Source organism: Palaeococcus ferrophilus DSM 13482 (assembly GCF_000966265.1).
GTDB classification, from domain to species: Archaea; Methanobacteriota_B; Thermococci; order Thermococcales; family Thermococcaceae; genus Palaeococcus; species Palaeococcus ferrophilus.
Map to the genome: position 1 here is coordinate 1 of NZ_LANF01000013.1, position 12,418 is coordinate 12,418.

The window sequence follows — 12,418 nt, forward strand, 5'->3', positions numbered from 1 at the left end:
TTTCCGCACCCCTTATGTGCTTTCTATACTTCTCGACCCCTATTATTCTTCCTTCATAGCCCCCGAGGGCAAGCTCGATGAGTATCGTCCCACTCCCGCAGAAGGGGTCTATGAACGGCCCGCCGTCCGGCTCGGCCAGCTCTATGAGCGCGTTGGCTATGCTCGCCTTGAGGTGCGCGGGGTGGTTGTAAACCCTCCACGGTCTCTTGTGGAGCGAGGAATCGCCGGTGGTGTCTATTCCAAGGAAGAAGACGTCCCCAACAAGTTCCGCCCTGAATATCACCGCAGGATGGTCGAGGTTCACCCTTGGAGTCCCGAAGCGGGAGAGCCTATCGAAGATGGCCTTTCCAACGGTTCTTGAGATGTCAAGGCTCGTTATTTTGTGCTCGCCCTTCCGGAAGGGCCTCACTGCAAAGGACTCGCTCGTCTTGACGTACCTTTCCACTGGAAGCCCTGAGACGAAGTCCTCTATCCTCTTGAGGGCAACCTCCGGCTCATTTTCCTCAATCCCCTCGAACCTCTCGCTCGCTATCTCCATGATCACGCGGTGGAGGAGCCTTGAACGCTCGTTCAGATAGGTTGAAACGCTCAGCTCCCTTTTCCTGCCCTTCTCGTCGGTGTAGTATGCCCCATCCACCTCGGCCAGAACCCTGCCCTCAACGCCTAAGGGCCTCTCCTCCACCCGAAACGGAACTCCCAGCTGGGAGAGCAGGTTCTCCACCTCTGACTTCGCCAGGTCTTCGATCCCTTTTGATGTTGTGAGTAGGAACCTCATGGGTCAGACTTGGAGGTGGTGTATAAATATCTTTTGAGGCGAGCGGGTTGTTGGGCCCGCGGTAAGGAAGAGAAAATTAAGAGGGAAACCAAACATCATCGAAGCCGAGTTTTATCTTGTGGACTACTCTTCAGTTTTAGAGAGAGGAAATCACGGCGCCCGTTTAAAGCCGTAGGCCTCAAAATCCCCGTCAAAGGTAAAAGCTTCTTTTATACCGAGCCTCTCCATGATGGCGAAGCTCAGGCAGTCTGTAACGTCCATCCCGTCGTGGTCGTCGAACCTCTCGAATATCTCCCACGCCCTCTCCCAGTCCTCCTCGGTTTCGTTTTCGACCCTTACGAAGTGGCTTGCCTCTATCAGCCTCTTGAGTTCAAGCGCAACCTTTTTTCCAGCCCTCTTCGATGCCCCGTTGAGGAACTCCATCAGGACGGGGCGCCCGATTACGAACCTCGCCCCGGACACTGCCTTAGACTCAAAGAACTCCACGGCCCTTTTGTGGTTCTTGTCGTTCGGGTTGAAGAACGCTATCAGCGCACTGGTGTCCATGTAAACGAGCTCTGGCTTGATGGCCTTTCCGCGCTTTCTCTTCCTCACTCGCTTGACCATTCGACCGTCCCCCACTCGTCCTTCTCGCTCTCATCCTTCTCGGCCCTCTTCAGGAGTCCGATGCCCTTCCAGAGTGGGTCTTCGTGTACCTCACGGAGCATCTCCTTCTCGGCACTCTCGGCGTACTCCCTGAGAATTTCCCGCAGAATCTCTTTGAGGGGCACCCCTCTATCCACTGCCATCGCCTTGAGTGCCCTGTAAGTCTCCATGTCGAGCTCGGTCTGAACTATCTTTGTGGAGGACATTTATAGTCACCTTAATGAAATATTGCATTTAAAACTAATAAATTTTGCTATCAAATGTAATGATGGAGAACAGAAAAATTGCCTCACTCCATTATCGCAACCACGCCCTTCCACTTCTTCCCGAAGCACTCGCTGGCTAAGATGTGCTTTCCGGTAAGCTCTTCGAGGAGCCTCAGTCCGGGGTGGCACTTCTTGAAGCCCGTCGCTATGCCGACGGTGAATCCCTCCACCTCACGGATTCCAACCCTCTTCTGGCCATCGAGTTTCTTCTCCAGAGTTTCCCCGTACTTCCAGAGTATTCTCCTTGGATCGAGGAGGACGTCCCTCTCTATGCCATCAAGCACCTCCTCGAAATCCCTCACGAACTCCGTCCTGCTCTCCTCCCTCCCGAAGAGGGTGAAGCGACCTGTCTGCCACTCGCGGAGGAGCCACCTCGCGGTCTCCTCGAGGTCAACCTCCCCTCCTGCTTTAACCAGCCCGCGCCTCTCTCCTATCCTTCTCAGGACGGCCTCCACGTCGTCGAAGTTATCCACCCCAAACTTCTCGGTTAAGGCCTCCCGACGCGTCTCTATAATGCGTTCTATGAGACGGAGTGCCGGCGGCACGGGGTTCTCTATCTTGTCCGCAGGGAAGCCGCCACGTATGACGAGCTCGTCGAAGTCCTCGATGGGCACAACCCCCGGGCTGTCCAGGAGCCATATCTTCTTGCTTAGCTTTATGAGCTGCTTCCCCTTCGTGTAGCCGGGAATGGGGGCGGTTCCTACCGCTCTTTTGCCCTTCAAGGTGTTGATTATCGTGCTCTTTCCCACGTTGGGGTAGCCTATGAGGGCCACCTTAACCCGCTCTTTCTCGTCCAGATGGGGTTTTGCGAGCTTTTTGATCTCTTTCCGGAGTATTCCAGTTCCCTTCCTCTCGCGGGCGGAGATGAAGACAACAGGGATCTCGCTCTTTCGCTTGTATTCCTCCGCCCACTCCTTTGGAACCAGGTCCGCCTTGTTCATGACTATAAGCAGGGGCTTTCCCTCTTCCACGATGATACGCTCCAGCTTGAGGTTCCTCGTGCCTATCGGGTCTCTCGCGTCAACTACCTCGATTATCATGTCCGCCTCCTCTATTACCTCCCTCACCACTCTCCACGCTTTCTTCTGCTTCATCTCTCACCACCGTTATCTCAAATATAACCGTCCCGCCGTCTGTGTACGGTGCTCCGGGATCGAGGCACTGGACGTAGGCTTTCTCTCCCCTGCCTAGGCCTAGCTCCCTCGCCTTAATACCCTTTCGGAGGGCCACGAGATGGGGAAGGAAGGAGGCAAAGGCGTGGGTGCAGAGGGCGTCGGTCTCTCTGAGGTTCACCCGGGGGCCCTCGACGACTATCCTGTCCCCCTTTTTGAAGACCGGGCATCTCCCCCTAACTTCGACAACTCGGATTACTACCCGCTCCATGCTTCTCACCGAAACTTAAATAAGGTTATTACTCATATTAATGACTTAGGATATCCAGTCTCAAAGTTGGGGTATCGGCATAACTCTCATGGTGGTGTCGGCTGTGTCTGAGAATATTGAGGAAAAGATTAGGAGATTACGTGAGCTGGGTAAAAGCGCGGCGGAACCGGAGCCTGTTGTTCCTGCAAAGCCCGCCCGCGTCGGCAAACCTCCTCGCAGACCCTCCAGAATTGGAAGTTTAAGGCAGAAAGAGCGTCGTAAGAGGGTTTTAATCGGTGCCATGGTCATAACAATAATCGCTATAATCATAGTCGCTTTTGTGTACACTTATATGCAGAACCAGGAGGTCAAGAAGCTCCAGAGCGCAAAGCAGGCCAAACTCGCGGAGGTCAACAAGTACTTCACGGGCAACCTAAGCAACGACCCGGTTAAGGCCCAGCTGATATCGCAGATCAACGCCGCCAAAACCGTGGAAGAGGTGAACGCCATAGACGTCAAGGGCGCCTACCAGCGTAGAGTCCAGGAGCTGAAAGCGCAGGAAGAACAGAGAAAACAGCAACAGCTGATGGAGGAGCTGAACGCCCTCAAGGAGCAGAAGAAGGCGGAGGTTGAAGCTGCATTCACCCCCCTCCTCGCGGAGCCCCTACCCTCCGACCTGAAAAACGAGGTAATCTCGACCCTCAATTCCCTCGAGGGGACTATAGACTCCGCCACATCGAAGGAAGAAGTTGGCACGGTTGACCCGACCCCCTACCTCAACGACCTGTGGAGGAAGTACTACTACTACCTCATAGACTCCGTCCCGACGGACAAGGTGGTCCTCAAGAAGGGCTCGGAGAAGCACATCTACACCAAGGTCGAGGCCAAATACGAAATAAGCAAGGTTGAGAGCTACACCGAACTCCTCCAATACGAGGTCACGAAGGCCGAGATGGTGAGACTGGCCCTCGTTCTCACGAGGGAGAGCGTTGTAAACGGCTACCTTGAGCCTGGAGCGAGGGTGCAGCTGTTCGCCAAGAACGGGAGCAACGTTTACGTTAGGATAGTTGATGAGGGATTCGTGAACGCGGTACTCCTCCCAACCCAGGCGGGGAGCATCTCAGTCAGCGAGAGCCAGAGTGATTCCTCCTCCTACACCAACCAGGCCAGCAGCTCCTACTCCGAGACGAGCTCCAGCCAGGAGAGCTACCAGCCGGGAAGCCAGAGCCTTAGCAATTCGGAGTCATCAACCTACAGCGACCAGCAGACAACGGGGCAGACCTCAACGGAGTCCTCAAGCGCCTCCTACACCTACAGCACGAACCTCGCCGAGATACTAAAGGCGCTGGCCGCGGGTAAGATAGTGGCTGGGGAGGACGTACAGCGGACCCTCGACCGCTACGGATGGAAGCTACTCGACCTGGAGCAGGCCACGAAGATGATGGTCCTTGACCCCAACACCCCTGTACTCGTTATAGTGGAGGTTCCCTCCGAGCTGGTGCCCGACATACTGACCTACAAGAACCAGCTCTACGTGGCCGAGATAGTGGGGTGATAGCATGAAGAAGTTTTCTTTCTTCTTTTTTGGGTTTTTGTTAGTTTCGGCTTCCCTTGCGATGGCCCAGAGCTACTCCCTCCCGGGCCAGGGTTACAATAACATAGGTATTAGCGCGTACGCCCTCGTTGATTTGAACCTCACCCTCGTTAACGAGGCCCCGTTTGATAAATTCGTTCTCCTCAACCCTCACTTCAACTACACGATATACAGGGAGAAGGGGGACCTGGTTTTTGGGGCCAACCGCTCGTTTAACCCCACAACCAACATGATGAACTACTACTTCGGTTTCTGGATTAAGCCCTATGAAGTTTTGAAGGTCAACATCAGGACCGTCGAACCCCTCACGGTGAACCTCACGGTTGAGGACGACGGAAACAACGTTCCCTACTCCCGCAGCGTCACCTACAGCGGTTCCGCTGTTTACGTGAACGCCGATGGTACCGAAGATGTGAACTTCTTCTACGGCACCCTCTATCCAAGCCTCATACTCTACCCCCAGAAGTACTACGACCCGAGGTTCCTCATGGGTGTTGACCCCTACATAAAAGTTCTCGAGTACGATGGAGAGGTTACCCTCGTCATCCAGGACGTGCCCGATGAGTTCGGGCTTTTCAGGGAGGTTTTTGCTGTTGGAGTGCCCCTCCTCTTCGAGGATGCTTACATGTACGACTTCACCCCCGAGTACACCATGAAGTACAGCGAGTACGTCCACGACTTCCTCCCAATGTACCTCGGCACCCCCTCCGTGGAGAGGGAAAAAGAGGATAAGAACGAAGAACACACCTCAAAAACGACCATGTTCTCTCTGACCGATAGTCTTCTGACTGGAGGCAAGGTTAAAAAGCCTGAGCCCGTGGGTAGGAAGAAGATAGAACCCTTTGATTTCCCCGTGTGGATAGTGTGGTTTGGAGGGGACCGGTTCGAAATAAGCTATCGTGTGAAATGGACAAATGAGGAGAGGGTGAGCTCACTTGGAGGAGAAAAAGAAAAAATCCGGTTTGTCCTGGATAGAAGAGATATTAGGTAATGAGAACGCTCCCCTTGATAGCCTCATCAAAAGGGAGGAGGAGCCCAAGAAGGAGGAGGTTCCTCCCAAACCCTCCAGCCTATTTGATATTCTGGGCAGCGAGAAAAAACCCTCCAGAGAGGAGATACTTCAGAAACGGCCCGTAAGACAGGAAAAGCAGGCAGCGGAGGCTTCACCCGCCGCTGCTGTCCCACCGGCCCGTCCGGGAGGTGGAATGAGCCTCCAGGATCTTCTCGGAGCCACTCAACCCAAGAAGCTTCCCATACCCAGCGTCTCCATGGGGGAGGGTGTCAAGGTTCTCGACGCCTACGGAAACGTACGCATCCTCCGCATAAAGGGAGAGCCCGTCCCGATTTACGAGCTCAGGATGCCTCAGCTCTCGAGGGAGGAGGAGAAGCTCCTCAAGATGGTGAGGGACAGGGCGATAGTGGAGATTCAGATTGATCCCGAGAGCATACCCAATCCCGAGGAGAGGAGGAGGGTATTCATAAAGGCAGTGAAGTCCATGGTCCGCGAGATGGCGCCCACACTGTCCGAGGGAAAGGCGGAGGTCATAACCGAGCTCATAGTGCAGAACATGATAGGCTACGGCAAGATTGACCCCCTCATACGAGACGACAACCTGGAGGAGGTCATGGTCATAGGAACAGGGAAGCCCGTCTACGTGTGGCACAGGCGCTTCAACATGTGCAGAACCAACATAGTCTTTGAGGAGGATAAGGAGATACTCCACATAATCGAGCGCATAGCAAGGGAGGTAGGGAGGAGGATAGACCAGCAGAGCCCCCTCCTGGATGCGAGGCTCTCCGATGGCTCCCGTGTTAACGCTACGATTCCGCCGATAAGTCTTGAAGGTCCAACCATAACCATCCGTAAGTTCAAGAAGGATCCCCTCACGATAATAGACCTCATAAAGTACGGTACCCTCAACTCGGAGATAGCGGCGAGGCTCTGGGTGATGGTGGACGGACTCGGCGTCAAGCCCGCCAACGTCCTCGTGGCGGGTGGAACGGGTTCAGGTAAGACGACCCTTCTAAACTCCCTCGCGATGTTCATCCCTCCAAGCGAGCGCGTTATCTCCATTGAGGACACCGCCGAGCTCCAGCTCCCAATAGAGCACTGGGTCAGGCTTGAGACCCGGCCGCCGAACATCGAGGGCAAGGGAGAGGTCACGATGGACGACCTCGTTAAGAACACCCTCCGTATGCGTCCGGACAGGATCATAGTCGGTGAGGTCCGTGGTCCGGAGGCAAGGACGATGTTCACGGCCATGAACACGGGACATAATGGTGCCCTCTACGACTTCTCGGTCATACAGCTTTCGGACGGGAGGTTCGAGCTCATAGGGGACCTAGTTGGTAAGCTCTTTGAGAAGTACTCCAACAGGGTTGAGACCTACAAAGACCTCGAATACATAACACTCGATGAGAAAGATCGCTTTGAGGTGGTGAGCGTCGGTCCGGACCTCAAGGCTGGAAAGCACGTTGTCTCAAAGGTATGGAGGAGGAAGGTCAGGGAGGGCGAGAAGCTTCTGAGGATAAGAACAAGGACCGGAAACGAGGTCATCCTCACCAAAACCCACCCGTTCTTTGTTTTCTCCGATGGCGATGTCGTGAGAAAAGAGGCAGAGAAGCTCAAACCCGGAGACAGGGTCGCGGTGATGCTCAGACCTCCGAAACCCCCACAGAGGAAGGCTGTGGTGTCTCCAGAGGTCTATGCTGGTATAAGCGACTATTATCTTGTTCCCAATGGGAAAGGCATTGTTAAAGTTCCCAACGACGGAATTCCACCAGAAAAGGCACAGTTCCTGCTCTCAATGAACTCAAACCGCGTTAAGCTGATCAGGGAGGTTGATGAGAGGTTATCCTACATAGTCGGTGTTCTCCTCGGGGATGGATATCTCTCTTCAAATGGGTACTATCTCTCCGCCACCTTCGATGAGATGGAGTACATGAACGCGTTCATCGAAAGCGTGTCCAATTTCCTTCCCGACACCAAACCAGCTATAAAGGACAACGGCACCAGTACCGTCGTTACATACGGCTCAAAGATCTTCGCCGAGATGCTTTCCCGTATATTCAATGTGCCTAGGGGTAAAAAATCCTCCGTGTGGGATGTTCCTGACGTCGTACTCTCCAACGATGACTTAATGCGCTACTTCTTGGCGGGCCTCTTCGATGCCGACGGCTACGTTGATGAGAGTGGTCCTGCGGTGGTTCTGACCACAAGGAGTGAAAGCGCCGCCAGAAAGGTCTGGTACGCCCTTCAGAGGCTCGGAATAATAAGTACTGTCTCAAGGGTTAGAAACAGGGGCTTCAAGGAGGGGATGATATTCCGCGTCACGATAAGCGGAGTCGAGGATCTGGGCAAGTTCTACCGGCTAATTCCCCTCCGCCACTCCAGAAAAATTGAGAAGCTTGAAAAAATCCTGAAGGAAAAGAAAGCCTGGCGCGGCAGGAGGACCTATCGTGTTCCCATCTCAAGCGGCATGATAAGGCCCCTCCGCCTGAGACTTGGACTCACGGTTTCAGACCTCTCAAAACTGGCCTCTCACCATGCAGGTGAGAAGGTCTCGGAGAGTCTCATAAGGCACGTGGAAAAGGACAGGATGGGGGAGATACGCCGCACCGCCCTCAAGGGAATCGCCCTCGCGTTCCAGCAGGTGGCCAAGGACATCGGGGATGAAGAAGCCTGGGTAATGGCCAGGCGCCTTGAACTGATAGCAGAGGGCGACGTTTACTGGGATGAAGTGGAGGGTGTGGAGGAGGTCTCACCTGAAGAGCTTGGTATAGAGTACCTCTACGACCTCACCGTTGACGATGACCACAACTACGTCGCCAATGGCATACTCGTCTCGAACTGTATGGGCACTATCCACGCCAACAGCGCCCGTGAGACCATTGTGAGGCTCGAGAGCCCGCCCATGAACGTCCCGAGGATCATGATTCCCGCTCTCGACGTCATCCTAATGCTCGTCAGGTTCCACAGCAGAAAGAAGGGAACCATAAGGCGCGTCACGGAGATAGCTGAGGTGTCGGGAATAGAGGGCGAGAGCGTTCAGCTCAACAAGCTCTACAAGTACGATGCCGCTAAAGATGAGCTCGTCTCAACGGGCGTTCCCAGCAGGTTCATAAACGTCCTCGCCCAGCACACGGGTATGACCCCCATGGAGCTTGAGCTTGAGATAGAGAAGCGCCGCCTGCTTCTCGACTGGATGATAGAGCGCGGAATCAGGAGCATCGAGGAAGTCGGCCACTACATAAAGGAGTTCTACATTGACCCGGAGGCCCTCCTGAAGCGCATAGGTGCATCCACGGAGACATCAGAGGGCATAAGCAAGAGAGCGCAAAGACTTGTGTAGGTGATGCAAAATGGGGCTTGGTGACGCTTTCATCCATTTTTTGGAGAAAATAGGGGAGCGTACAATAGAGGTTAGTGAAACCACGATCCTGCACCGCATTCCCGAGAGGGCAACGATACAGGAGCGCCTCCAGCTGCTCAAGCAGATGCAGGAGGAGATTGAGAAGGAGAAGGAGAGCAAGAAGGAGGAGGAACTTGATCAGATACTCGAGTGGAGGACGGAGGTGGAAGTTCGGGAGCCCATGATGAAGCGCCTCGCCGAAGCCCTGAGCCAGCAGATGAGGGGCCCCATAGAGTACCTGGCCCACTCCATCAAGGGTCTGGACTACGACCTCTACAGGGCCAACATAAAGACCGCCCCCAACGTCTACGTGGCCCAGATGATCATAGTGGCTATCGTGATGGGAATCTTCTCCGGCATATTCATGTTCCTGATGATGTTTCCCCCTGATCTCTCCGTCATGGTGGGTTTTCTGGGCTTCATAGCAGGTTTTCTTTACATGCGCAACTACCCCAAGATAGTCTTCCGCTCGAGGCTCTCAGAGTGTGAGAAAGCCCTCCCCTACGTCCTGAGGCATCTTGCCTCGCTCTTGAGTGCGGGTGTGGGTATAGCGGAGGCCATGATATCTGTTGCCAACGCAGACTACGGCCCAATCTCGGAGGAGTTTGAGCTTATAATAAAGGACATGCGCTCCGGGGCTTCCCTCGAGGACGCCCTCGAGAGGTTCGAGAGGAAGATGGGCTCGGAGAACATAAGCCGCGTTGTCAAGCAGATACTCAGGGCGGTTAAGTTCGGTGGGAACCTCGCGGACATTCTCTACAAGCTCGCGGAGGACTTCTCCTTTGAGTACCGCATGAGGCTCCTCGACTACGTGCAGAAGATAAACGGTTTCGCCTTCATCTACATGTTCCTCTCAGTTGTGATGCCCACCATGTTCCTAGTGGCGATACTCGCGGCCTCGGCGATGAGTCAAAGGCTCGTCCTCCCGCCCCAGGGAATGGCAGTGCTCCTGCTGTTTGGATTCCCCTCACTCTCGCTCCTAATGGTGGTTATGATAAAGCGTAGGGAGCCCAGGTGATAACGATGGCTAGAATATCACTGCTTTCAGGCCTTGTGAAAGTCACGAAGAAAGTGATCCCTGAGAGGTGGCTCAAGAGGTACGATGCCTACCTGTACTCCGCTGGAATAGGCTTCCTGGCCGCGGAGTACCTCACGGTTACGATACTCTTCGCGGTGCTCCTTGGGCTCGTCGTTGCCCTCCTCAACCCGCTGTACGGTATAGGGACGGCCCTTGCTGTGGGGCTGGGCATCGGTGTCTTCTACCCATACTGGCGCACGGCCAAGAGGATAGAGGATATGGAGAGGACGCTCCCCGATGCCTTCTTCTACCTTGCAAGCTCCCTCAGGGCGGGTATCTCCTTTTCCGAGGCCCTTGAGGAGCTCACCACTGCGCGCTTCGGTGCCCTGACGGATGAGTTCAAGAAGACGGTCTCCGAGATAAAGAAGGGGAGGCCCACGATAGAGGCCCTTAGGGCCTTCGCATTCAGGAACAGAAAGTCAAAGGTCATCTACCGCTCCATGATGATAGTTATAGAGGCCTTTGAGCGCGGTGCTCCGATGGCGGACGTTCTCGTCGCGGTTGCCAACGACGTCCGTGAGATACTCAGGATTCAGAGGGAGAGGAAGTCCTCGACAGGAATGCAGACCATGTTCTTCATAGTGGCCAGCGGTGCAGTGGGCCCGATGATACTCGGCATACTGCCCAAGATAATGTCCTCCATGACCGCCTCGGGCACCTTTACACTGCCCATTGACACCATAAAACTAATCCTGCTGGGTTTTGTGGTCCTTCAGGCCATCGTTTCCGGCCTGGGCATAGGGGTAATAAGAGAAGGGAAGTTTTCAGCGGGCCTCAAGTACAGCGGAATGCTCGTGGTAATGGGCGTTGTTGTCTTCCAGCTAATAGGAATATTGAACATAGGGTTCTGAGGGGTTACTCCCCCTCAGCCTCGGCCTTTTCTATGTCCACAATCTCGACCTCGAAGATGAGGGTCTTCCCTGCGAGCGGGTGGTTGAAGTCGAGCTTAACCTTGTCCCCTTCCACTCCCGCTATCTTCGCTATACCGCTGTCGGTCATGACGTACATGCCAACCTCCGGTGTGAGGCCGACCTCCTCGAACTGTGAAGCGTCTATGTCCACTATGAGGTCCTCCCTCGGCATACCGTACCCGAGTTCAGGTGGTACCGTGACCGTCTTCTTCTCCCCAACCTCCATTCCGAGAAGCGCCTCGTCCAGACCGGGGATGATCTCTCCAACGCCGACGTTGACACCGAGGGGACCGTACTCCCTTTCCTCCACGTAGATTTCGTTTTCCTTTGCGATGTCCTCGTAACTCGTGTCAAAAACTTCCCCGTTCTCAAACCTTCCGATGTAGTTAAAAACCACAAAATCTCCTTTCTCAACTTTCATACTTTCACCACACGTTTATATTCGAGGGTAGTAGGCGGTAGCCTTTATAATGCTTTTGGCCATTGTTACCCATTTATGGGTGGGAGAAGGTTATATACAATGCCGCGTATACTAACACGGTGAATAAGGTGGGATACTTCAGGGATATTTTGGAGGAGAGTTTCGGGAACTTGAGAGTTAAGGAGGTGTACTCAACCACCCTGGGCAACAGAAACGTGGAGATTCTGGAGGTTGAGGTGGACAAGGGAAGGTTTCTGGCAATGTTTCAGAGCGAGGAGAAGAAGCACGGCCTCTACCTCTGGTCGCTGATAATAACGAGTGCCAATAACACGCGCACGATTCAGGGTATGGACAGGATGGACACCCTTGAACTCCGCATACGCGACAACATAAAGTCAATAATAGAGGGGATAGAGGGTTAATCCTCGGGCAGGAGATAGTAGACGTAGTGGGGCCTGTTCCGCACCTCGTCAATGAAAACCACAACGCCGTTCTTCGGTGGTTTAAGGTAGTGCACCTCACCCTTCTTGGTCGTTACAGCCGCGAAGGCGTCGCTCTTCCTGACGCGGTTTCCAACGTCGGCTATTGGCGTTTTAACGAACCCCTCCACCGGAAGAAGAAGCAGCTCGTCCCCCTTCTTGAGCCTTATCTGGGTTCTCCTGTCCGGGAGAACGATTATGGCATCTACACTCATCCTCATCTCGTGGGCATCAACATAAAGGTAAAAGCGGTCGTAGACTTCCTTCCTCAGGAACTTGCTCTCCTCGGGGGTTATGAACCCGGGAAGTGAGTCTCCCTTTGAAAGCCAGACCTCAACGTTCCCCTGGATTACAACGCAGTCGTAAAGTGCCTTTCCTTCCTCAAAGCACTCCTCGTAGGGAGCCTCCACGAAAAGCATTGGCATCTTCTCCATTCCCTCACCTCCGTAGTGAGGGAGGCCGCAAATTATTTAAG

At 54.2% G+C, this 12,418-nt stretch carries 13 protein-coding genes; 6 read left to right on the plus strand and 7 right to left on the minus strand.

Annotated features, from left to right (window positions below; translation table 11 throughout):
• The 5 genes from trm14 to PFER_RS11860 all read right to left on the minus strand — a co-directional run.
• On the minus strand, positions 1-775 hold a 775-nt coding region (gene trm14, locus PFER_RS07245; RefSeq protein WP_048150900.1), incomplete at its 3' end, for a tRNA (guanine(6)-N2)-methyltransferase.
• A gap of 150 nt (positions 776-925) precedes the next feature.
• A complete protein-coding gene (locus tag PFER_RS07250) occupies positions 926-1,381 on the minus strand; it encodes a type II toxin-antitoxin system VapC family toxin (protein WP_245612490.1) in 456 nt (151 codons plus the stop codon).
• Positions 1,366-1,626 (minus strand): hypothetical protein, encoded by a 261-nt coding sequence (locus tag PFER_RS07255; RefSeq protein WP_048150510.1) that lies wholly within the window; start codon positions 1,624-1,626, stop codon positions 1,366-1,368. Before PFER_RS07255 ends, PFER_RS07250 begins: the two co-directional genes overlap by 16 nt.
• A gap of 83 nt (positions 1,627-1,709) precedes the next feature.
• Positions 1,710-2,780 carry a GTPase gene (locus PFER_RS07260; RefSeq protein ID WP_048150513.1) on the minus strand — a complete coding sequence of 357 codons (1,071 nt, stop codon included), beginning with the start codon at positions 2,778-2,780 and terminating at the stop codon, positions 1,710-1,712.
• On the minus strand, positions 2,707-3,069 hold the full coding sequence (locus PFER_RS11860; protein WP_052696199.1) for a TIGR04076 family protein: 363 nt from the start codon (positions 3,067-3,069) through the stop codon (positions 2,707-2,709). Before PFER_RS11860 ends, PFER_RS07260 begins: the two co-directional genes overlap by 74 nt.
• A gap of 103 nt (positions 3,070-3,172) precedes the next feature.
• Here PFER_RS11860 and PFER_RS07270 point away from each other — a divergent pair, with 103 nt between their 5' ends.
• Genes PFER_RS07270 through PFER_RS07290 form a run of 5 tightly spaced genes read left to right on the plus strand, consistent with a single transcriptional unit; the run spans position 3,173 to position 10,983 of the window.
• Positions 3,173-4,603: a DUF515 domain-containing protein gene (locus tag PFER_RS07270; protein WP_048150519.1), complete on the plus strand. Its 1,431-nt coding sequence runs from the start codon at positions 3,173-3,175 to the stop codon at positions 4,601-4,603.
• A 4-nt stretch (positions 4,604-4,607) separates the two neighbouring features.
• A complete protein-coding gene (locus PFER_RS07275; RefSeq protein WP_048150522.1) occupies positions 4,608-5,633 on the plus strand; it encodes a hypothetical protein in 1,026 nt (341 codons plus the stop codon).
• Complete coding sequence (locus PFER_RS07280) at positions 5,578-8,994, plus strand: ATPase, T2SS/T4P/T4SS family (RefSeq protein ID WP_048150524.1); 3,417 nt, start codon at positions 5,578-5,580, stop codon at positions 8,992-8,994. The genes PFER_RS07275 and PFER_RS07280 overlap by 56 nt, the downstream gene beginning before the upstream one ends.
• Positions 8,995-9,004: 10 nt before the next feature.
• Positions 9,005-10,072 (plus strand): type II secretion system F family protein, encoded by a 1,068-nt coding sequence (locus tag PFER_RS07285; protein WP_048150528.1) that lies wholly within the window; start codon positions 9,005-9,007, stop codon positions 10,070-10,072.
• 5 nt (positions 10,073-10,077) lie between these two features.
• Positions 10,078-10,983: a type II secretion system F family protein gene (locus PFER_RS07290; protein WP_048150531.1), complete on the plus strand. Its 906-nt coding sequence runs from the start codon at positions 10,078-10,080 to the stop codon at positions 10,981-10,983.
• Positions 10,984-10,987: 4 nt separating this feature from the next.
• On the opposite strand, the gene PFER_RS07295 is transcribed toward PFER_RS07290, so the two are convergent.
• On the minus strand, positions 10,988-11,464 hold the full coding sequence (locus tag PFER_RS07295; RefSeq protein WP_048150535.1) for an FKBP-type peptidyl-prolyl cis-trans isomerase: 477 nt from the start codon (positions 11,462-11,464) through the stop codon (positions 10,988-10,990).
• Positions 11,465-11,583: 119 nt separating this feature from the next.
• Here PFER_RS07295 and PFER_RS07300 point away from each other — a divergent pair, with 119 nt between their 5' ends.
• On the plus strand, positions 11,584-11,886 hold the full coding sequence (locus tag PFER_RS07300) for a hypothetical protein (RefSeq protein ID WP_245612492.1): 303 nt from the start codon (positions 11,584-11,586) through the stop codon (positions 11,884-11,886).
• On the opposite strand, the gene PFER_RS07305 is transcribed toward PFER_RS07300, so the two are convergent.
• Positions 11,883-12,377: a DUF2118 family protein gene (locus tag PFER_RS07305; protein ID WP_048150540.1), complete on the minus strand. Its 495-nt coding sequence runs from the start codon at positions 12,375-12,377 to the stop codon at positions 11,883-11,885. The genes PFER_RS07300 and PFER_RS07305 overlap by 4 nt on opposite strands.
• Positions 12,378-12,418: the final 41 nt, after the last annotated feature.